Here is a 19,542-nt window from a genome sequence, read left to right as displayed (position 1 = left end):
ATCATAACCAGCAAGATTAACCCGACCTCATTCATCACGGAGCCACGATGGCCAAAACCGTAACTCATACAGCACTTCAGAAATCCGCCGGGCTGCTGGTGATTGCCGACGACTTTACCGGCGCGAATGATACTGGCGTGGCGCTGGTGGCGCAGGGAATGTCGGTATGTGTGCAGTTTGATGTCACTGGCAGCGTGGTAAAAGTGGGCACCGGTCATGCACTGATTTACAGCACCGACAGCCGGGCTATGAGTGCAGAGGATGCCGCGGAAAAAGTCACGCAGGCTGTGCTGGCCGGGTCACCGCTTTCCACTGAGAAAGGATGGGTCTTCAAGAAAATCGACTCTACGCTGCGCGGGAATCTGGGGGCAGAAACCGAAGCTGTGCTGATGGCACTCGATTGCCCGCTGGCGATTATCGCGCCCGCCGTACCCGAACTCGGGCGAGTGATAAAAGACGGGCTTTGCTACGTGAATGGCCGCTTACTGACGGAAACTGAATTCGCCACAGACCCGAAAACGCCGGTCAGCACGGCCAGCGTCGGCGCACGTCTGGCTGAACAGACGTCGCTGCGCCAGCATCACATCAGCCTTGAGGTGCTGCGTTCGGGGGATTTTCAGGCACAGCTTTTCGCGCTGACGGCCTCGGGTGTTCGCATTGTCGTGGCCGACAGCCAGTCCGCAGAAGATCTGAAACTGATTATTCATGCCGCAGAAAGTTTGCCATTCAGACCGCTGCTGGTCGGTGCTTCCGGCCTGAGCCATGCGCTGGCGCAACATTGCCTGACGCCGCAAACCTCGCCTGAGAATATCACTGAACGCACAGCCGCACCGCTGCTGGCGGTTGTCGGCTCAATGAGTGAAATCGCGGCGCAGCAGATTACTTTTGTACAACAACACCGCCCCGTTTCACTGATTGATATTGATGTTCTCCGGCTCTTCTCTGCGGATTCAGACCGGCTGCTGACGACGCTTTCTGCTGAAATTCGCCACGCCATCGCAGAGGGCAAACATTGTTTTATCCGTACCCGCCAGAGTGAAGAGCAGCGGCATTCCGTTGCCCAGTTTTGCCAGCAAAATCACATCAGCCGCCCGCAAATGGGCGGGCTCATTGCCGTCTTTCTCGGGCAACTGATTCAGAACGTTTTACAGCAACCGGAGACGAAACCGGGCGGACTATATCTGTCCGGCGGAGATATTGCGCTGGCCGTTGCCCGGGCGCTGGGTGCGAAAGGATTTGAAATCAAAGGACAGATTGCAGGCTGTGTTCCGTGGGGATTTTTACTCGACAGCCCGCTAAACCGTTTGCCGGTTATGACCAAAGCGGGTGGGTTCGGCACTGAAAATACGCTATTTGAAGTTTTACGCTTTATTGAGGAGAAATTGAGTGACTAAAATTATTGCAGTAACCATGGGTGATCCTGCCGGTATTGGCCCTGAAATTATCATTAAAGCGTTAGCTGAAGGTGAGTTGTCCGGTACGCCTGCGGTAGTTGTCGGATGCGCGGCGACTTTCCGCCGGATCCTCGCTCTCGGGATCACGCCAGCCGCTGAATTACGCATTATCGATGACGTTTCGCAGGCACATTTCGCGCCGGGCGTCATCAACGTGATTGACGAACCACTGGCGGATCCGCAGACGCTGGTACCGGGAAAAGTGCAGAAAGAAGCGGGTGATCTGGCCTATCGCTGTGTGAAACGCGCCACCGAACTGGCGATGGCCGGACACGTTCAGGCCATCGCTACCGCTCCTCTTAATAAAGAAGCGATGCATTCTGCCGGGCATATTTATCCGGGTCATACGGAATTGCTGGCGAAACTAACGGGCAGCCGCGATTACGCGATGGTGCTTTACACCGACAAGCTGAAAGTCATTCATGTCACCACGCACATTGCCCTGCGCAAGTTCCTCGATACGCTTAACGCCGGGCGCGTGGAAACTGTTATTCAGATGGCAGATACCTTCCTGCGTCGCGTCGGTTACGAAAACCCGCGTATCGCGGTGGCGGGTGTGAATCCGCATGCCGGTGAGAACGGATTGTTCGGCGATGAAGAAATCAGGATTGTCGGGCCGTCTGTGGAAAAAATGAAAGCTAAAGGCATTAATGTTGCCGGGCCTTGTCCGCCGGATACCGTGTTCCTGCAAACCTACGAAGGGATGTATGACATGGTGGTGGCGATGTATCACGATCAGGGACATATTCCGCTGAAACTGATGGGATTCTATGACGGCGTGAACATTACGGCGGGCCTGCCTTTCATTCGTACGTCGGCAGACCACGGCACCGCATTTGATATTGCGTGGACAGGAAAAGCCAAGTCTGAGAGCATGGCGATCTCCATTCAGTTAGCCGTACAACTGGCGTAATTCTGCGCCAGCGGCGCAGGGAAAAAAGGAATCACGTTGACCGGACAAAGCCGCCTCGATCAGATTATGGATTATCTGAAAAGCCATAATCTGGTCACCGTTGAACAACTGGTTGCCGCTATTGCGGCCTCCCCGGCGACCATTCGCCGGGATCTGATCAAACTGGACGAGCAGGGTGTCATCAGCCGCAGCCACGGCGGTGTGACGCTCAACCGCTTCATTCCCAGCCAGCCGACGACCAATGAAAAGCTTCAACGCAGCCTGCAGGAAAAACAGGCCATCGCCGAAGTCGCTGCTGCTATGGTAAAACCGGGCGATGCCGTCGTTCTCGATGCAGGCACCACGATGCTTGAACTGGCGCGCAATCTGACCCATTTGCCTCTGCGGGTCATTACAGCCGATTTGCGTATCGCGCTGTTTTTATCGGAATTTAAACAAATCGAAGTGACCATTATTGGCGGACGTATCGACGACAGCAGTCAGTCATGCGTCGGCGAGCATGGCCGCCGGTTGCTGCGCAGCGTCTATCCGGATATCGCGTTTATCAGTTGTAACTCGTGGAGTTTGGATAAAGGCATCACCACGCCGACAGAAGAAAAAGCCGGGCTCAAGCAGGATCTTGCCATTAATGCGCGCCGCAGGGTGTTGCTGGCTGACAGCAGTAAATATGGTGCGTACTCGCTTTTTTGTGTCACGCCGCTGGCCGGGATGACTGACATTATCACCGATAAAGGTCTGAACTCAGAAATCAGACAATTGCTGGTAGAACAGCCATTTACGCTGACTCTGGCCTGAAACCAGCTGAGAATTCACGATAAAAAAAGGCCGGACATCCCGCGATGCCCGGCCTTTTCTTTTATGTGCCGATCAGACGGCAGGGAGATTCCGGCCGTAGTAGATTTCCTGCATTTCTTTGTACAGCAAATCGGTGATTTCCTTGCGTTCCTGCCCAGTCAGTTCTTCCGGATTTGCATTAAACAGATAATGCTTGAGATCGAATTCTTTCAGTAACATCTTGGTATGGAAGATATTTTCCTGATACACGTTGACGTCCATCATCTTGTACAACCCTTTCATGTCCTGCGACATAAAGTTCTGAATCGAATTGATGGAATGGTCGATGTAGTGCTTCACGCCGTTCACGTCACGGGTAAAACCGCGGACGCGGTAATCGATGGTGACGATGTCAGATTCCAGCTGGTGGATTAAATAGTTCAGCGCTTTCAGCGGTGAAATCACGCCACAGGTGGACACTTCTATGTCGGCGCGGAACGTACACAGTCCGCCTTCAGGATGGCTTTCCGGATAGGTATGCACACAGATGTGGCTTTTATCGAGATGCGCAACCACGGAATTCGGCAGCGGGCCAGGATGTTCGGTGGTATCGACATCACAGGGGTCAATCGGCTCTTCGCTCACCAGAATCGTGACGCTGGCGCCCTGTGGTTCGTAATCCTGCCGCGCAACGTTAAGAATGTTAGCACCGATAATCGAACAGGTTTCGGTGAGGATCTCGGTTAAGCGGTTGGCGTTATATTCTTTGTCAATGTAGGCAATATAGCCGTCACGATCGGCTGCGCTTTTGGCGTAGCAGATATCGTAGATACAAAAACTCAGGCTTTTGGTCAGGTTATTGAAGCCATGCAGTTTTAGTTTTTGCAATTTAGTTCACCCCCTTACGGATGCGGTATCAGCGCGCAGCTGACAGGGCATTCAGTAAATACTGCGGCAACGCAAAGCTGCCGTGATGAATCGCCGGATTGTAATAGCGACAGGTAATGCCTGCGGCGTCGAAGCGCGCCTGCAATGTCTGGCTGTCGATCTGGCGGTAAGCCGGGTTATTGGTCGCCCAGGCGAAGGTCATGATGCCGCCGTAATAGGTCGGGATCGCGGCCTGATAGAAACTGACATCACTGAAATAGTGGCTCAGTTTGGTGTGGCTGTTGACCGCTTCATCCTGCTGAAGGAAGCAGACACCGTTTTGCGCCACGAAAATGCCGCCCGGTTTCAGGCAACGCGCGCAACCTTCGTAGAAGGCCGAGGTGAACAGGCTTTCTCCCGGACCGATCGGATCGGTGCAGTCGGAGATAATCACATCAAACGTTTCAGCGGTCTGATTCACGAAATTCACGCCATCTTCAATCACCAGATTGAAACGGGCATCATCGTAAGCACCGGCATTATGATTGGGCAGATACTGGCGGCAAAACTCCACCACGCCGGCATCAATTTCCACCATCGTGACCGATTCCACGCCTTTATGACGGCAGACTTCACGCAGCATTCCGCCGTCGCCACCGCCGATGATCAGCACTTTTTTGGCATCGCCGTGCGCCAGTAACGGAACGTGTGTCAGCATCTCGTGATAGATAAATTCATCACGTTCGGTGGTTTGCACCACGCCGTCGAGCGCCATCACGCGGCCCAGCGCCGCATTCTCAAAAATCACCAGATCCTGGTGTTCAGTTTTCTCACGGTACAACTCTTTTTCGACGCTGAAGTACTGGCCAAAATGGGCGTGCAGCGTCTCATACCATATTTCTTTGGGTGACGAGTTCCGGGACATGTCTTTGTTTCTCCTGAGCATTCGCAGCCATAAAAATGGGCGCACATGATAGCTAACTCTGCCTGCGCATGCACGGTTGAATTTCAAACAGATAAATTTAGCTTAATTGTAGCTGAGTGAGGTGTGACGCGGATCCGGAGAGGGGAAATGAAACGCTCCGGCATCAGACTGACGGAGCACTGCGGGGGAAATTTAGTTGGTATAAGCCAGCAGACTCAGTGAATCGCGTGCCAGAGATTTGCATTTGGCCGGTTTCGGAACTGCGATGCCGCTCAGGTCGCGATAGCTGTCTTCGCCCATTGCCTGCATATTGAAGCTGTTGTAGTTGCTCAGATCCCAGCGATTCTGCTGTGCGAAAAAGACGATCGCCCGTTTGATTTGGGTATTAGGCAACTGTTCGTAGCCGCAGTTATTTTTCAAATAAACGAAGACTGCGGTCAGATCCGCCAGATCTTCTGCTTCTGACTCACTCAACGCCTGACTGGCGGAGGAGAAGCCGAGCAGCGACAGTAACAGCAAACACAATGTTGTTCTTTTCATGGAAGTGTTCTTGTTCTTTTAGATTGAAAGATTAGAAAAACCTGGCTCAAAGCGAATCGAAATGACGTTACCATATTTGCGATGAGTGGCACCAAATTTCTTTTCTGCGTGCCCGCCACTTGACCTTCCCCTTAGTGGAGGGTTTAGGCTGTCGTACTATTATGGCAGTTTTATGCCGTTCGTCTGGCAATTTTCCATCATAAGGACTGAACATGAACCGTCGCGATTTCGTGAAGTGGACAACGCTCCTGGGCGCCGCCAGTACGTTACCCGGCTGGAGCCGGTTTGCGCTGGCCGCTGACCGCCCGGCGTTGCCCATTCCCACACTGCTTGAACCGGATGCCCGCAGCGCGATTTCGCTTTCCCTGCAACGTGGTCAGAGCCAGTTTCTGCCCGGGGTGAATACACAAACCTGGGGCGTGAACGGCAATCTGCTAGGGCCTGCGCTGCGCGTGCGGCGGGGCAAACCGCTCAATGTCACGGTCAAAAACAATCTGGACGTCGCGAGCACCGTTCACTGGCACGGGCTGGAAATTCCTGGTGACATTGACGGCGGTCCTCAGGGGCTGATCGCGCCGGGCCAGAGCCGCAGCGTGAGTTTGCAGCTCGAACAACCCGCCGCGACCTGCTGGTTTCACCCGCATCCGCATCAGACCAGCGGCTATCAGGTGGCAATGGGGCTGGCCGGATTAGTCCTGATTGAAGATGAAGGCAGCGACGCATTACAGATCCCGAAACGCTGGGGCGTGGATGATATCCCGGTCATTTTGCAGGACAAACGCCTCAGTGACGCCGGACAGATTGATTACCAGATGGACGTGATGACTGCCGCCATCGGCTGGTTCGGCGAGCACATGCTGACTAACGGCGCGATTTATCCGCAGCACGGCATTTCGCGCGGCTGGGTGCGCTTTCGTCTGCTTAACGGCTGCAATGCGCGCTCGCTGCACATCGCCACCAGCGACCAGCGGCCGATGTACGTGATCGCCAGCGACGGCGGTTTTCTTTCCGAGCCGGTAAAAGTCAGTGATTTGCCGTTGCTGATGGGGGAACGTTTTGAAGTGCTGATTGATTGCAGCGACGGTAAAGCGTTTGATCTGGTCACATTGCCGGTGAAACAAATGGGTATGACGCTGGCACCGTTCGACAAGCCGTTGCCGGTACTACGCATTCAGCCGACATTGACCCAAAGCGGCGGTTCACTGCCGGACACGCTGGTGCCGGTTCCGGCGCTGGTTTCTACTGATAATCTGCCGACCCGCTGGTTGCAACTGATGATGGATCCGCAACTGGATCAGCAGGGCATGGCGGCGCTGATGAAACGTTACGGTCACAGCGCGATGGCCGGCATGAGCATGGATCACGGCGGCGGTGATATGGATATGGCGGCGATGCCGGGGATGTCCGGTTCGGGCCCTGACGGCCACGGCGGTATGGCCGGAATGGACATGGGCAAAGTGGCCGGAAGTTACGATTTCATGCAGGGCAATAAAATCAACGGCAAAGCCTACGACATGAACGTGCCTGCGTTCGATGTGAAACAAGGGCAATACGAGAAATGGACGATTTCCGGCGAAGGCGACATGATGCTGCATCCGTTCCATATCCACGGCACACAGTTTCGTATTCTTTCTGAAAACGGCCAGCCGGTCGCGCCGCACCGTCAGGGCTGGAAAGATATCGTCCGCGTCGAAGGCGCCCGCAGCGAAGTGCTGGTGCGCTTCAGTCACCTGGCGGATAAACAGCATGCCTATATGGCGCATTGCCATCTGCTGGAACACGAAGATACCGGCATGATGCTCGCGTTTACGGTGTCGGCATAAGCTTCTTTCTAATTTCCTTTCTGTAATTCCCTGAAAAAATGGCCCGAGACTATTCTCCGGGCCATTTTTTTTACCCGCCATTCCCGCCCGTTTTAATTCTCTGCCAGTACCTGATTATAAAAATTTCATTTCGAAAGGTAAATCTTTCGAAATGTGATCAATATGGAATTATTATAAGTTCAATATGATTATATTTTCAGCGTGGAGTGACGAAACATGAAAGCTTAAAGCTCACGTATCCCTACAGGAGAACAAGATGATTGAAGTGATTACACACAGTGCCGAATGGTTTATCGGCCTGTTTCAAAAAGGGGGAGAGGTTTTTGTCGGTATGGTAACCGGCATTTTACCGCTCTTAATCAGTTTGCTGGTGGTCATGAATGCGCTGATCGTTTTTGTGGGTCAGCGCAGGATCGAACGTCTGGCGCAGCGCTGTGCCGGAAATCCGGTTTCACGTTATCTGTTGTTGCCGGTCATCGGCACATTTGTTTTTTGTAACCCGATGACGCTGAGTCTCGGGCGCTTCATGCCTGAGATTTACAAGCCGAGTTACTATGCGGCGGGTTCCTACAGCTGCCATTCCATGAACGGATTATTCCCGCACATTAATCCTGGCGAACTGTTCGTTTATCTCGGTGTGGCCAGCGGGCTGACCACGTTGGGATTACCGCTCGGGCCACTGGCGGTCAGCTATTTCCTCGTCGGCATGGTGACCAACTTCTTCCGGGGTTGGGTGACCGATCTCACGACGCGCATCTTCGAAAGGAAGATGGGCATTCAGCTTGATCGTCAGGTTCAACTTTAAACGCGGAGCAGAAAATGAGCGTTACCATTCGAATTAACCGGGGTGAAGGTGGCTGGGGCGGTCCGTTACTGATTGAGGCCGTACCAGGCAAAAAAATTGTGTATATCACGGCGGGCACGCGTCCGGCGATCGTCGACAAACTGGCGGAACTGACGGGTTGGGAAACCGTTGATGGTTTTAAAGAAGGTGAGCCCCCGGCAGAAGAAATCGGTGTGGCGGTGATCGACTGCGGCGGAACGCTGCGCTGCGGTATTTATCCAAAACGTCGGATCCCGACCGTGAACATCCATTCGACCGGCAAATCTGGCCCGCTGGCACAGTTTATTACAGAAGACATTTATGTCTCCGGTGTGCGTGAACACGACATCGTTTTCGATACCAGTGAACGCGAAAAACCGGCACCTGTGGACAGTAAACCCGCACCTACAGCGGCTGTGAGAGACTACGACACCACCAAAAAAATCACCGAGCAAAGTGACGGACTGCTGGCAAAAGTCGGAATGGGCATGGGATCGGGCGTCGCGGTGCTGTTCCAGGCGGGGCGCGATACCATTGATACGGTGCTCAAAACTATCCTGCCGTTTATGGCGTTTGTGGCGGCACTGATTGGCATCATTATGGCGTCTGGTCTTGGCGACCTGGTGGCGCACGGCCTGACGCCTCTGGCCAAAAGTCCTGTCGGACTGGTGTTGCTGGCGCTGATTTGCTCCTTCCCGCTGCTGTCTCCTTTCCTCGGCCCCGGTGCGGTGATCGCGCAGGTCATCGGCGTGCTGGTCGGCGTTCAGATCGGGCTGGGCAATATTCCGCCGCATCTGGCTTTACCGGCTCTCTTTGCGATTAACGCGCAGGCGGCTTGCGACTTCATTCCGGTCGGGCTTTCACTGGCAGAAGCCAAGCAGGACACCGTTCGCGTCGGTGTGCCGTCCGTGCTGGTCAGCCGTTTCCTCACCGGTGCCCCGACGGTGCTTATCGCCTGGGCCGCGTCCGCCTTCATCTATCAGTAAGGAGTCACCATGCAAACTATTTATCAAACCAGGATTACGCATATCGGAGACTTTGCCCGCGAGGCGTTATCCGATCAGATGCTGATTACATTCCGCGAAGGCGCACCGGCTGATATTCAGGATTATTGCTTTATTCATCAGCACGGCCAGACCGAAGGCGAACTGCATCGCGGAGCCTGCATGGAACTGGCTGATGTGCTTTATCCGGTGACCGCCGTGGGCGAGGTGGCGATGCAAAACCTGCGCGAACTCGGACATATCACACTGCGTTTTGACGGCAGCGCGGAGGCGGAATATCCCGGCTGCGTACATGTAAAAGGCGTAACGCCCGAAGACATTCCGCTGGGCAGCATATTGAAATTTATCGATTAACACTAAAGTCAGGAGTCAGTTATGGAACAGGTTGCAGTCGTGATCGGCGGTGGGCAGACGCTGGGCGCATTTCTCTGTCAGGGGCTGGCTGAATCCGGATATCGGGTTGCGGTGGCAGATCTGAATGAAAAGAATGCCGCAGAAGTTGCGGCACAGATTAATCAGCAGTTTGGAGACGAAAGGGCATTTGGATTTGTGGTCGATGCCACGAATGAAAGTAGCGTTGAAAAGCTGGCGAAGGCGGTGGATCAGACCTTTGGCGGCGTCAGTTTGCTGGTCTACAGCGCGGGAATGGCGAAGGCCTCGCCGATTACCGACTTTGCTCTCAATGATTTTGATCTCTCACTTCAGGTGAACCTGGTCGGGTATTTCCTTTGCGCCCGGGAGTTTTCCCGTCTGATGATCCGCGACCGAATTCCGGGTCGCATCATCCAGATCAACTCCAAATCCGGCAAAGTGGGCAGCAAACACAACGCGGGTTACAGTGCGGCGAAATTCGGCGGCGTGGGGCTGACGCAATCTCTGGCGCTGGATCTGGCGGAATACGGTATTACTGTCCATTCGCTGATGTTAGGGAACCTGCTGAAATCGCCGATGTTCCAGTCATTATTACCGCAATACGCTAAGAAACTCGGCATTCAGGCCGACGAAGTAGAACAGTATTACATTGATAAAGTGCCGCTCAAACGCGGTTGTGACTATCAGGATGTGCTGGATATGTTGTTGTTTTACGCCAGTGATAAAGCGTCTTACTGTACCGGCCAGTCAATCAATATTACCGGCGGCCAGGTGATGTTCTGATGCCATCCGCCCTTGTCTGAGACCGGGGCGGATTTTTTAAGGAGAAACCGATGACCTCGACTTCAGCACTGATTGCGTGCGCGATGCTGGCATGGGTAGCGCAGATTGTGTTGGGCTGGTGGCAGTTACAGCGTTTCAATCACGCGTTTGACCAGCTGTGTTTATGCGGTTCAGTGGGCGTCGGGCGTTCGGGCGGTCGCTTCAAACCGCGCGTTGTGCTGGCGCTGGCTTTCGATAAAGAAGAAAAGGTCTGCGCGGGTTTTCTGCTGCGCGGACTGACCATCTTTGCCCGTCCTCAGCCCTTTACTGCTCTTAATGGAATGAAACGCGAACAATTAATGACAGGTGTGATCTTCCCGAAAGATCCGGATATTCAAACCGCACTATCATTAGCGATTGAACCGAAATCATGATATTTTCACTTTAAAAGCTATTATCTTTCAAAAGGAATGATGGCGAGTGAATTTATCTGAAAATTTGAGCGGAAATCGTGATGAAACCTAAGCAACGGCAGGCGGCGATACTGGAGCATTTGCAGCAATTTGGTAAGACGGCGGTGGAAGATCTGGCAGCGCATTTCGCCACTACAGGCACCACCATCCGGAAAGATCTCACTCTGCTGGAAGAAGAGGGTGCTGTGATTCGTACCTACGGCGGCGTGGTTCTGAGCCGCGAAGAAGGCGACCAGCCCATCGACCGTAAAACACACATTAATACCGGTAAAAAGCTGCGTATTGCCCGCGCCGCGATTAGCGAAATTCAGGACGGCGATTCCCTCATTTTCGACGCAGGCAGTACGGTCATGCAGATGGTGCCTTTCCTCAGTCAGTTCAATAACATCACGGTTATGACCAACAGCCTGCATATCGTCAATGCACTGGTCGAGCTGGATAATGATCAAACCATTCTGATGCCGGGCGGCACCTACCGTAAAAAATCCTCTTCTTTCCATGGCAGCCTGGCGGAAAGCGCTTTTGATCAATTCAACTTCGACAAACTGTTTATCGGTGCCGATGGTGTTGATCTGAACGGGGGGGTCACCACGTTTAACGAAGTTCACGGCGTCAGCCAGGCGATGTGCAATGCCGCCGAACGTATTTTCCTGCTGGTAGATTCCTCAAAATTCGGGCGCAAAAGCCCGAACGTGGTCTGTAATTTGGGCAAAGTCGATACGTTGATCACTGACAGCGGGTTAACTGCTCCTTATCGTGAGGCCATCGAAAAACTGGGGATCCGCATTATTTTAGTCGGGGAAGACGATGAATGATTCATTACTGAACTACGCACGCGAAACGCTGGAAATTGAGATTGAAGAAGCGAAACGTTTACTGACGCGGCTTGATGATAATTTCCTTTGTGCGTGCAGCTTATTACTAAATTGCACCGGTAAAGCAGTGGTTTCCGGTATGGGGAAATCCGGCCATATCGGCAAGAAAATCGCGGCATCGCTGGCCAGCACCGGGACGCCTGCGTTCTTTGTTCATCCCGCCGAAGCCCTGCACGGCGATCTGGGGATGATTGGCAGCAATGACGTGCTGATTTTCATTTCTTATTCCGGCCGAGCAAAAGAGCTGGATACGATTTTGCCGTTACTGAAAGAAAACCAGACGCGCCTGATCGCCATCACCGGCGGCAAAAATTCCTCGCTGGCGCAGGCGGCCGATTGCGTGCTCGACATCAGCGTTGAGCGCGAGGCCTGCCCGATGGGGCTCGCGCCGACGTCCAGCGCAGTAAATACGTTGATGATGGGCGACGCGCTGGCGATGGCACTGATGCGCCACCGTGGTTTCGGCGCCGAGGATTTCGCGCGGTCACATCCGGGGGGGAGTCTGGGCGCCAGATTGCTCAACCGCGTCCATCATCTGATGCGCACCGGCGATCGTCTGCCTGTTGTCGACAGCCAGAAAAATGTCATGGATGCCATGCTGGAACTGAGTCGCACCGGCCTGGGGCTGGTTGCGGTGTGTGACGCCAGCCTGCATGTCGTGGGCGTTTTTACCGACGGCGATTTGCGCCGCTGGCTGGTGAAAGGACTTAGCCTGGATGATCCGCTGGTGAGCGCGATGAGCCGTCCGGGATATCAGCTTCCTGCCCAATGGCGGGCGGGTGAAGCGTTGGAAGCCTTGCACGAACAGCACATCAGTGCCGCACCGGTGGTCGACAGCGAGGGTATTTTGGTGGGAGCCATCAACCTGCATGACCTGCACCAGGCCGGTATTGGCTGACACCGGCGTTACTCATCGGCGGGTTCTTTGATATAATCCCATCCACTATATGGTCGCCGTTTCTTCCAATAACGGCGATAAATATTCTTAAATCAGGTGGTTAGTCTTTATATGAAACATCGCGTTGATGTCATGATTTCCGAACAGGAAATCAAAACCCGAATTGAAGAGCTGGGCCGTAAAATTACCGACCACTACCGTGACAGCGGCAGCGAAATGGTACTGGTCGGGCTGCTGCGCGGTTCCTTTATGTTCATGGCCGATTTGTGCCGCGCCATTGATGTGCCGCATGAAGTCGATTTCATGACCGCATCAAGCTACGGCAACGGCATGTCTACGACTCGCGATGTCAAAATCCTGAAAGATCTCGACGAAGACATTCGGGGCAAAGATGTGCTGATCGTCGAAGACATCATTGACTCCGGCAACACGCTGAGCAAAGTGCGCGAAATCCTGCAACTGCGCGGCCCGAAATCTCTGGCAATTTGTACCCTGCTCGACAAACCCGAACGCCGTGAAGTTGAAGTCAAAGTGGAATACGTCGGTTTTGCGATCCCGGACGAATTCGTCGTTGGTTTCGGCATCGACTACGCCCAGCGCTATCGCCATCTGCCGTATGTCGGCAAAGTGGTTATGCTGGACGAATAGTGCCTGGCTACCCGGTTTAGCCATTTCCGGCGCGGGAAGTGCTCGCATTCCTCATGGACTTTATGTCTATTGCAGTTGCCCCGCGCTTGCCCCGTCAGAACTGACGTCATCGGCTACGCCCTTGACAGTCTTTCCCGAAAAATCTCACTAAAAAAGGCACATTTTTGTGCCTTTGAAAACGATGTTAAATACATGAATTAAATGGATTTTTTCATTTCAGTGTCCACGCATTGACCACATCGACAAGAGAAGCCCCGTTTATTCGGGGCTTTTTCTTTAGTGCATCTGGAAGGATTGCTGCTGATTTTTGTCAGGATGCAACTGCACAGCGTGAACTGTTCCTGGCTCAACAATGATGTCAGCAATCGACTCATGAGTTTTAAACGTGCAACTGCAATTGATGTTCTGACACTGGTGATAACGCTCTTTGGTATTGATGCTCAGATAACGACTGGAACGTGCGTGTGCGGCGTGCTGGCATTTGGGGCAGTGCATCATAATAATCACCATGTAATCATTTTTAATCAGATGCAGTCATTGTATGTTATTTCGAAAATCATACACGCTGTATTACATTGATTTACAGAGCCTTCTCTCCCACGCTGTCGATGCGCTAGTAACAACCATTCATGTGCATTATTATCTGAAATATGGACATAAATTTATCAGGTTTCTTCCCTGCATTACTTCCCATCGCACTTTCCCCAGGAGCCAGCTTTACGCTTGCGATGAACAGTGCGCTGTCAGGCGGGCAAAGGGGGTTACTAAAAACACTTACCGGTACAGCTCTCGGTATTTATACACATGCAATCCTTATCGGACTTGGGATCACTTCTTTGCTTGTGGCATCGCCTGCACTTTTTCATATGTTGAAAATTGCCGGAACAGCCTATCTGCTTTGGTTGGGGATACAGTTCATTCGCAGTGGCCTCAAAGCACGTGAAATGGTATTCGACTCTGGTGGTGCTCCTGTCACAATGAAAGATGCATGGCTGGCTAATGTTTTGAATCCCAAAGCCATCATGTTTTACCTCACGGTAGTTTCACAATTTGCTGGCAGCAAAGGGGAGATCGGGCATTACATGATCCTTGCCACGGTGCATATTGCTGTTATGACTCTTTGGCTAATCGCGATTAGCAAAGTTCTCATTTTCTCTGCCAATAAGATGAACACCATGACTTTGAAGAAATATGTGAATGTCGCGGGTGGTGGCTTACTTATACTTTTCGCATTTATGAGCATAGTGCATTAGAAAGTATGATTTCCCTTTTCACTGGCTTATCTCGTCACTTCCCGTCGCCTCATAACTCACATCAGACAGCAGCACCTCGAGATTTAACGTTGTCACAAACCCGCTGCCGCCCAGGCTGTGCGTCACCTTACTGATTATCCAGGGCTGCGCGTCAATCACGGATTTAAATCCGGACACCGCCACCGGCGTCTCAGGGAATAAATCAGCCCGCCCGCGAGCCAGGGAGATCGAGAACTCTGCGACACCGCGCTGGAGTTTGTCCCACTTTGCCTGCGCTGCCCGCATGGCCGCTTTCTGCGTGGCGTAGATGGTGGTCAGGGCAAACACGTTTTCATCGCTCCCCGCCAGGTATTCCCCTTCCTTCGCCTCCGGCGTTTTCTGTGCCTTCGTGCTGACCTTTTTTGCCTTCGGGTGTTGCAGGGCTCGCAGGTACTGCACTTTCGGTTTCCTTTGTACCTTCACTTTTTTAGGCTTCGGGTCTTTGGTATGCAGCCAGCTTGCCGACACGCCGGTATAAGCCCCACGGTCAGCAATATTGAACGTGTGCCCGTCGCCGTCGCTGCGGATGATCGTCATCTGTGGGATCGGCTTCCCGCTTGCCGTCTTTGCTGCCCCTGGTTTGATAAACAGCAAATTACCGGCCTTGATGGCAACAACCGCGCCGTTCAGCTCCGCCAGGCGGGTGATAAATTTCGCGTCGGTTTCCTGGGTCTGATCGATATGCGATACCTTCACGCCTTTGAACGGCTCCGCAACGGCGGACTTGAGGTTATTGCGCGCCGCCACTGCCGACACCACCGCTTCCAGCGTCGTGTCGTGATAGGAGTTGTCGCGGCGGGAATTCAGGCTGCCGCGATAGTCCGCACTGCGGGCGCGGATGGTCAGCGTGTCCGGCGTTCCGCGGTGCTCCACCTCATCCACGGTAAAGTCACCTTTGTTCGTCAGTGCCTGGCCTTTCCAGCCGAGCGCAATATTAATCAACGCACCGCGTGGCGGCATGTCCAGCAGGCCGTCGGTGTCGCTCAGCGCGATGTCGAGCTGGTCAGCCTCAAAGCCGCGGTTATCCGTGAGCGTCAGCGATATCAGCCGGTTGCCGACGTCCTGCGTGATGTCTTTGCCGCCGACAGTCACCGTGAAGTCCGGCGCAAACTGCGCACCGGCACCGATGGTCATATCCGTAATCACAGCAGGCCTCCCAGCTGTCCCGTTAAACCACCGGCCTGATCCAGCAGCCCGTCGGCCTGGGCTTTCATGTCGCCAAACATCGCCGCCAGGGATTCATCCACGCGGGTCAGCGTCAGCGTAAATTCAATCCGGCGGGCGGCACCGTTGGAAAAATGCTCCGTGTGGGTTTCGCTGACGCTGTTCACCACGAACATCCCGTAAATGGTGCCACTGCCCTCCAGCAGCGGCCACGCCTTGCCTTCGTCAGCCATCAGGTTCAGTGCCAGCAGTGACAACTTCCCGCCGGTGATTTCCGGCATCAGCACGCCGGACAGGGTAATTTTCTCCTCATTCACCCCGAGGAACTGCGGCAGCGGGCGCAGGCCGACGCGGTTGTTTACCGGCCAGCGGTAATCGACATCGCGCTGCAAACTTTGGTAAGGGACGGTCTGCAACTGAAAGACAAACAGCCCAAGCGTTAACATCATGCGGGGTTCTCCTTAATCGTTATCCATGCGGGAACGCTGCTGTGCGGCGCGGGCGCGGTCACGGGCTTCCAGCTCGGCGCGGATCTGGCGACTAGTGTCCTGAACGCCCAAACCGGCACCGGCGGCAATGGTGTAATTGTGCGTGCTGCGGTCGATATAGCTGCGCCCGCCGCCGACGGACACCGGCGCATAACCGCCGCCCGGCAGGCCGCCAGGCGGTGGCGTGACCGGCGCGGGGTTATCCAGCGGGTGTTCTGCCGGATCCGCATCGCCGTTTTGTTTCGTGCGCCGGTCAGCTTTGTCGGCTGCCTTATCAATGTCTGCGGATTCATCCTTGATGATGCCGAGCTTCTCCAGCAGCCAGACCACGCTGCTGCGCAGCTTATTTGCCACCTGCAACGGCGCGGTCAGTGCGTTCGCGACCAGGTGACCAAACGACACGCCCGCATCTTTACAACTGTTCAGCGTTTCCCGCGTGGATTTCACAGGCTCAATCAGGTCTTTGAACCACTGCCACAGGACTTTGAGCTTATCCCCCAGCCAGTCAAACACCGGCTTAAGCGGCGAAAACATCTCTTTTACCGGTTCGAACGCAATCCCTAACCCTTCAATGACGCCCGCAAAGAACGCGCTGATCGGCTCCCAGTACTTACGGATAAGCAGGGCACCGGCGACAATCGCCACGCCAATCGCCACTATTGGCAGCGTAAGCCCGCCGATCACCGTCGCAATCGCACCGCCCACCGTGCCGAGGATGCTCCAGAGCACACCGGCGGCGGCGACGATCAGATTGATGCCGCTGATTACCGGACCCGCCACCAGGCCAAACACGCCGAGCGCGCCGGTAATCAGCAACGCACCGCCTGCCACCTTGCCGAGCGTCGCCGCCAGGGCTTTATTGTTCACAATCCACTTATCCAGTTTCAGCACGTAGCCGGTGGCGGTCTGCACCAGTTTGCGCAGGGACGAATCCTGCTGATCAAACAGGTCAGTACCGACGGCCTCATAAGCGGACTGAAATTCCTTAAAGTCGCCGCCGAGGTTGTCCTGCATCACCGCCACCAGCGCCTCGGTTTTGCCGTCCGAGGTTTTCAGCGCCTGGCTGAGTTTGTCGAGTTTGCCGGATGACGCATCCCCCATCAGCACCGCCGCCGCCGAGCTGGCCTCCTCGCCAAAGATGGCCTTCATGTACTGCGCACGCTGCGACGTGCCGAGCTTGTTTTTCTCAAAGCTCTTTTGCATTTCTTTCAGGATGGTAAACAGCGGGCGCATGTTGCCTTTGCCGTCCGCCGTTTTCACCTTCAGCTCACCCAGCGCCGCCGCTGCGGTGCCCGTCGGTGCCTGCAAACGGGTAATGACCGCACGGGCACCGGTGCCCGCCATCGAGCCGGTGATTTTGGCATCCGCCAGCGCAGCGGCCATCGCTGCGGTTTCTTCGACGCTGATACCGGCCTGTTTCGCTACCGGTGCGGCGTAGGTCATGGTGTCTGACAGGCCTTCAAAGGTGGCGGCGGACTTATTCATGGCCGTGGAAAGCACGTCGCCGATATGTGACACGGTGTCGTTCGTCATGCCAAACGCGGATTTCACGCCCATCAGCAGCGTGGCGTTTTCTTCCATGGTGCGTTTGTTTGCCAGGGACAGATTCAGGATGGTCGGCGTCGCCGCCAGAATGCCGTCCTTGTCCGCGCCCGATTTGGCGACGATGATTTGCGCGGCGGCGGCATCGTCGGCAGATGCGGCGGTGTTATCGCCGAGCTGCCGCGCCTGGGTGCGCAGCGCGGTCATATCGGCAGAGTCTTTTTCTAATCCTAACGTTGCCTGTAACTCTGAGTTTTTCAGCCCAAAGTCATAGCCGGGCTTGAGCATCCCGGCACCGGCTACCGTGCCCGCTGTCGCAATCGCGACGCCCGCCGCACCCGCGCCGGTCACGCTGCCGGCCAGTTGTTTACCGGCCTGATACCGGCCTTTGACCGCGTTGAGTTTGGCCTGCTGCGCGCTGACGCGTGCCAGGGATTCACGCTGGCGGTTGAGCTGCGCGGTGGTTTCGCTAATGGAGGTTTTCAGGCGGCGCTCAGAGTCAGACAGCGTGCGCGTGCTGATGCCCGCCTGGCTGAGTTCCGTGCGCTGACGCTGCACCGACTGCCGCAGCCCGTTGAACTGGGTCTGCAACTGCGCGGCGGTGCGCTTCGCGGACTCCATCGCCTGCGCCTGTGCGCGGGTCGGGCTGGCGGTGTTTTTGAACTGGATAGCCAGCGCCGCCGCTTCCGCTTTGGCATTTTTCAGCTTTTGGCTGGTGACGGCAAGCTGCGCGCTGGACTTGCGGAATCCGTCAATCTTTCCGGCCTGAGCGTTCAGGTCTTTGAGCACGGTCTGAGAGTTTTTAATGTCTCCGGACAGCGCCTTACTGGCGTTCTCAACCGATTTAAACGGGCGGGTCGCCTGGTCAACCGCCTTTAACAGCACCTCTACTTTTAAATTACTCACTGTCGGCTCCGCTGCGCTGCATGGCCTTATGACGCCAGCCGCAAAGCTCGGTCAGCGTCATCAGGTTCATTTCTGACGGCGGCCAGTGAAAGATCACCGCAATGTCCGCCATCAGGTCATCGACCGTCAGGGTCGGGGGAAGTTTTACTGTTCCGATTTCGGCGATAAAAAACCAATCACCTTACCCGCCAGGGCAATCAGGTCGGGCAGGTTCAGGCTTTTGCAGTCCTGGGCGGTCAGGTTCGGGGCGGTAATGCGCGGCAGGATCACGGTCAGCGCGTCAACGTCAGCATTCGCCAGCGCCGCCAGGCCAATTCCTCGCAGGTGTCCGGCATTGGGTTTGATGACTTCAACCTGGTTAATCAGCGTGTCGCCGCGTTTGATCGGTTCTTCCAGGATTACGATGTTTTCATTGTGTTCTGACATAGCGGTGTCTCTTATTTTAAAGTGAGGTTTCGCGCCGGAGTCCGGCGCGGGGTTCGGATTACAGGCCGATGTTTTTGCGGTGTTCCGCCACGCGGTCAACGCCGCCGACGATTTCCACCATGTTCACGGTATCGACTTCAATCATGTCTTTGCCGTCAATCGTGAGCTTGAAATAGGTGCACTGGGTGGTGATTTTGGTTTCGGTATCTTCGCCCTGTTTGTACTCGCCGAAATCCATTTCCTTGTGGCGTCCGCGCATCGTGACTTCCACGGCGGAGGTTTCGCCGGTGTCGTCGCGCTGGAAGGAACCGGCAAAGCGCAGCGGCACGGCATCGACTGCGCCCCACTGCTGCAATACCAGCTCATCCAGCCCGCCCACCGTCCACTCAAAGCTCAGCGCGTCGTCGTCCAGGCCAAAATCAATCGAGGCCGAACCGGTCATGCCGCCGCCGCGATAGTTCTCCAGCTTGCGGGTCAGTTTTGGCAGCGTCAGCGCGCTGACCATGCCCAGGTAGCTGTTCCCGTCGTTAAACAGGTTCAGGTATTTCAGTTTCTTAGGCAGTGCCATGTTTT

At 54.8% G+C, this 19,542-nt stretch carries 23 protein-coding genes; 13 read left to right on the top strand and 10 right to left on the bottom strand.

Features of this window, described 5'->3' with window-relative positions:
- Window positions 1-47 precede the first annotated feature (47 nt).
- The 3 genes from M2403_RS12580 to M2403_RS12570 are packed head-to-tail and all read left to right on the top strand — an operon-like array spanning window position 48 to window position 3,162.
- Window positions 48-1,394: a D-threonate kinase gene (locus M2403_RS12580; RefSeq protein WP_259229400.1), complete on the top strand. Its 1,347-nt coding sequence runs from the start codon at window positions 48-50 to the stop codon at window positions 1,392-1,394.
- A complete protein-coding gene (locus M2403_RS12575; protein ID WP_152325093.1) occupies window positions 1,387-2,367 on the top strand; it encodes a D-threonate 4-phosphate dehydrogenase in 981 nt (326 codons plus the stop codon). Before M2403_RS12580 ends, M2403_RS12575 begins: the two co-directional genes overlap by 8 nt.
- A gap of 36 nt (window positions 2,368-2,403) precedes the next feature.
- Complete coding sequence (locus M2403_RS12570) at window positions 2,404-3,162, top strand: DeoR/GlpR family DNA-binding transcription regulator (RefSeq protein WP_208949990.1); 759 nt, start codon at window positions 2,404-2,406, stop codon at window positions 3,160-3,162.
- Between the two features lie 72 nt (window positions 3,163-3,234).
- Here the strand turns inward: M2403_RS12570 and speD are convergent, their stop codons facing one another.
- From speD to M2403_RS12555, 3 genes are all read right to left on the bottom strand, one after another.
- Window positions 3,235-4,029, bottom strand: coding sequence for an adenosylmethionine decarboxylase (gene speD, locus M2403_RS12565; protein WP_208949989.1), 795 nt, complete (start codon window positions 4,027-4,029; stop codon window positions 3,235-3,237).
- A 28-nt stretch (window positions 4,030-4,057) separates the two neighbouring features.
- Window positions 4,058-4,933: a polyamine aminopropyltransferase gene (gene speE, locus M2403_RS12560; protein ID WP_152325090.1), complete on the bottom strand. Its 876-nt coding sequence runs from the start codon at window positions 4,931-4,933 to the stop codon at window positions 4,058-4,060.
- 192 nt (window positions 4,934-5,125) lie between these two features.
- Window positions 5,126-5,473, bottom strand: a complete 348-nt coding sequence (locus M2403_RS12555) for a YacC family pilotin-like protein (protein ID WP_152325089.1) — start codon at window positions 5,471-5,473, stop codon at window positions 5,126-5,128.
- A gap of 212 nt (window positions 5,474-5,685) precedes the next feature.
- On the opposite strand from M2403_RS12555, the gene cueO reads away from it, so the two are divergent.
- The 9 genes from cueO to hpt all read left to right on the top strand — a co-directional run bounded on the left by cueO (window position 5,686) and on the right by hpt (window position 13,151).
- Window positions 5,686-7,296, top strand: coding sequence for a multicopper oxidase CueO (gene cueO / locus M2403_RS12550; protein ID WP_259229398.1), 1,611 nt, complete (start codon window positions 5,686-5,688; stop codon window positions 7,294-7,296).
- 256 nt (window positions 7,297-7,552) lie between these two features.
- Window positions 7,553-8,101 carry a PTS glucitol/sorbitol transporter subunit IIC gene (locus M2403_RS12545; RefSeq protein ID WP_165059037.1) on the top strand — a complete coding sequence of 183 codons (549 nt, stop codon included), beginning with the start codon at window positions 7,553-7,555 and terminating at the stop codon, window positions 8,099-8,101.
- Window positions 8,102-8,115: 14 nt separating this feature from the next.
- Window positions 8,116-9,105 carry a PTS glucitol/sorbitol transporter subunit IIB gene (locus tag M2403_RS12540; protein WP_165059039.1) on the top strand — a complete coding sequence of 330 codons (990 nt, stop codon included), beginning with the start codon at window positions 8,116-8,118 and terminating at the stop codon, window positions 9,103-9,105.
- 9 nt (window positions 9,106-9,114) lie between these two features.
- On the top strand, window positions 9,115-9,477 hold the full coding sequence (srlB, locus tag M2403_RS12535) for a PTS glucitol/sorbitol transporter subunit IIA (RefSeq protein ID WP_152325085.1): 363 nt from the start codon (window positions 9,115-9,117) through the stop codon (window positions 9,475-9,477).
- Between the two features lie 21 nt (window positions 9,478-9,498).
- Entirely contained in the window at window positions 9,499-10,278 is a 780-nt protein-coding gene (gene srlD, locus M2403_RS12530) for a sorbitol-6-phosphate dehydrogenase (RefSeq protein ID WP_152325084.1), read from the top strand.
- A gap of 50 nt (window positions 10,279-10,328) precedes the next feature.
- The gene (gene gutM, locus M2403_RS12525; RefSeq protein ID WP_259229396.1) at window positions 10,329-10,691 is read left to right on the top strand and encodes a transcriptional regulator GutM; all 363 of its coding nucleotides are present in this window, start codon (window positions 10,329-10,331) and stop codon (window positions 10,689-10,691) included.
- 80 nt (window positions 10,692-10,771) lie between these two features.
- On the top strand, window positions 10,772-11,545 hold the full coding sequence (locus M2403_RS12520; protein ID WP_152325082.1) for a DNA-binding transcriptional repressor: 774 nt from the start codon (window positions 10,772-10,774) through the stop codon (window positions 11,543-11,545).
- Window positions 11,538-12,503, top strand: coding sequence for an arabinose-5-phosphate isomerase GutQ (gutQ, locus tag M2403_RS12515; protein ID WP_259229395.1), 966 nt, complete (start codon window positions 11,538-11,540; stop codon window positions 12,501-12,503). Before M2403_RS12520 ends, gutQ begins: the two co-directional genes overlap by 8 nt.
- A 111-nt stretch (window positions 12,504-12,614) precedes the next feature.
- Window positions 12,615-13,151: a hypoxanthine phosphoribosyltransferase gene (hpt, locus tag M2403_RS12510; protein WP_152325080.1), complete on the top strand. Its 537-nt coding sequence runs from the start codon at window positions 12,615-12,617 to the stop codon at window positions 13,149-13,151.
- Window positions 13,152-13,427: 276 nt separating this feature from the next.
- On the opposite strand, the gene M2403_RS12505 is transcribed toward hpt, so the two are convergent.
- Complete coding sequence (locus M2403_RS12505) at window positions 13,428-13,649, bottom strand: DNA-binding transcriptional regulator (protein ID WP_034787259.1); 222 nt, start codon at window positions 13,647-13,649, stop codon at window positions 13,428-13,430.
- Between the two features lie 152 nt (window positions 13,650-13,801).
- Here M2403_RS12505 and M2403_RS12500 point away from each other — a divergent pair, with 152 nt between their 5' ends.
- Window positions 13,802-14,404 carry a LysE family translocator gene (locus M2403_RS12500; RefSeq protein WP_259229394.1) on the top strand — a complete coding sequence of 201 codons (603 nt, stop codon included), beginning with the start codon at window positions 13,802-13,804 and terminating at the stop codon, window positions 14,402-14,404.
- Window positions 14,405-14,422: 18 nt separating this feature from the next.
- Here the strand turns inward: M2403_RS12500 and M2403_RS12495 are convergent, their stop codons facing one another.
- The 6 genes from M2403_RS12495 to M2403_RS12470 are packed head-to-tail and all read right to left on the bottom strand — an operon-like array spanning window position 14,423 to window position 19,537.
- A complete protein-coding gene (locus M2403_RS12495; RefSeq protein ID WP_405047826.1) occupies window positions 14,423-15,577 on the bottom strand; it encodes a phage late control D family protein in 1,155 nt (384 codons plus the stop codon).
- Window positions 15,578-15,585: 8 nt separating this feature from the next.
- Complete coding sequence (locus M2403_RS12490) at window positions 15,586-16,056, bottom strand: phage tail protein (protein ID WP_112286890.1); 471 nt, start codon at window positions 16,054-16,056, stop codon at window positions 15,586-15,588.
- Between the two features lie 12 nt (window positions 16,057-16,068).
- Window positions 16,069-18,543: a phage tail tape measure protein gene (locus M2403_RS12485; protein ID WP_259229392.1), complete on the bottom strand. Its 2,475-nt coding sequence runs from the start codon at window positions 18,541-18,543 to the stop codon at window positions 16,069-16,071.
- A complete protein-coding gene (locus tag M2403_RS12480; RefSeq protein ID WP_112286888.1) occupies window positions 18,536-18,655 on the bottom strand; it encodes a GpE family phage tail protein in 120 nt (39 codons plus the stop codon). The genes M2403_RS12485 and M2403_RS12480 overlap by 8 nt, the downstream gene beginning before the upstream one ends.
- 32 nt (window positions 18,656-18,687) lie before the next feature.
- On the bottom strand, window positions 18,688-18,969 hold the full coding sequence (locus tag M2403_RS12475; protein ID WP_112286887.1) for a phage tail assembly protein: 282 nt from the start codon (window positions 18,967-18,969) through the stop codon (window positions 18,688-18,690).
- A 58-nt stretch (window positions 18,970-19,027) separates the two neighbouring features.
- Complete coding sequence (locus M2403_RS12470; protein ID WP_259229391.1) at window positions 19,028-19,537, bottom strand: phage major tail tube protein; 510 nt, start codon at window positions 19,535-19,537, stop codon at window positions 19,028-19,030.
- Window positions 19,538-19,542: the final 5 nt, after the last annotated feature.

The sequence above is a fragment of the Rahnella sp. BIGb0603 genome (assembly GCF_024808755.1).
GTDB classification, from domain to species: domain Bacteria; phylum Pseudomonadota; class Gammaproteobacteria; order Enterobacterales; family Enterobacteriaceae; genus Rahnella; species Rahnella contaminans.
The sequence above is the reverse complement of the archived record's forward strand: the minus strand, read 5'-3'. Positions and strand labels throughout refer to the sequence as shown.

Bases quoted from the DNA above. Each gene is read 5' to 3' on its own strand.
- M2403_RS12480 (WP_112286888.1), bottom strand. From the start codon at position 18,655: ATGGCGGACATTGCGGTGATCTTTCACTGGCCGCCGTCAGAAATGAAC.
- M2403_RS12475 (WP_112286887.1), bottom strand. From the start codon at position 18,969: ATGTCAGAACACAATGAAAACATCGTAATCCTGGAAGAACCGATCAAA.
- srlB (WP_152325085.1), top strand. From the start codon at position 9,115: ATGCAAACTATTTATCAAACCAGGATTACGCATATCGGAGACTTTGCC.
- M2403_RS12520 (WP_152325082.1), top strand. From the start codon at position 10,772: ATGAAACCTAAGCAACGGCAGGCGGCGATACTGGAGCATTTGCAGCAA.
- cueO (WP_259229398.1), top strand. From the start codon at position 5,686: ATGAACCGTCGCGATTTCGTGAAGTGGACAACGCTCCTGGGCGCCGCC.
- M2403_RS12545 (WP_165059037.1), top strand. From the start codon at position 7,553: ATGATTGAAGTGATTACACACAGTGCCGAATGGTTTATCGGCCTGTTT.
- M2403_RS12500 (WP_259229394.1), top strand. From the start codon at position 13,802: ATGGACATAAATTTATCAGGTTTCTTCCCTGCATTACTTCCCATCGCA.
- gutM (WP_259229396.1), top strand. From the start codon at position 10,329: ATGACCTCGACTTCAGCACTGATTGCGTGCGCGATGCTGGCATGGGTA.
- M2403_RS12540 (WP_165059039.1), top strand. From the start codon at position 8,116: ATGAGCGTTACCATTCGAATTAACCGGGGTGAAGGTGGCTGGGGCGGT.
- M2403_RS12555 (WP_152325089.1), bottom strand. From the start codon at position 5,473: ATGAAAAGAACAACATTGTGTTTGCTGTTACTGTCGCTGCTCGGCTTC.
- M2403_RS12490 (WP_112286890.1), bottom strand. From the start codon at position 16,056: ATGATGTTAACGCTTGGGCTGTTTGTCTTTCAGTTGCAGACCGTCCCT.
- gutQ (WP_259229395.1), top strand. From the start codon at position 11,538: ATGAATGATTCATTACTGAACTACGCACGCGAAACGCTGGAAATTGAG.
- srlD (WP_152325084.1), top strand. From the start codon at position 9,499: ATGGAACAGGTTGCAGTCGTGATCGGCGGTGGGCAGACGCTGGGCGCA.
- hpt (WP_152325080.1), top strand. From the start codon at position 12,615: ATGAAACATCGCGTTGATGTCATGATTTCCGAACAGGAAATCAAAACC.
- M2403_RS12495 (WP_405047826.1), bottom strand. From the start codon at position 15,577: ATGACCATCGGTGCCGGTGCGCAGTTTGCGCCGGACTTCACGGTGACT.
- M2403_RS12580 (WP_259229400.1), top strand. From the start codon at position 48: ATGGCCAAAACCGTAACTCATACAGCACTTCAGAAATCCGCCGGGCTG.
- M2403_RS12470 (WP_259229391.1), bottom strand. From the start codon at position 19,537: ATGGCACTGCCTAAGAAACTGAAATACCTGAACCTGTTTAACGACGGG.
- speE (WP_152325090.1), bottom strand. From the start codon at position 4,933: ATGTCCCGGAACTCGTCACCCAAAGAAATATGGTATGAGACGCTGCAC.
- M2403_RS12505 (WP_034787259.1), bottom strand. From the start codon at position 13,649: ATGATGCACTGCCCCAAATGCCAGCACGCCGCACACGCACGTTCCAGT.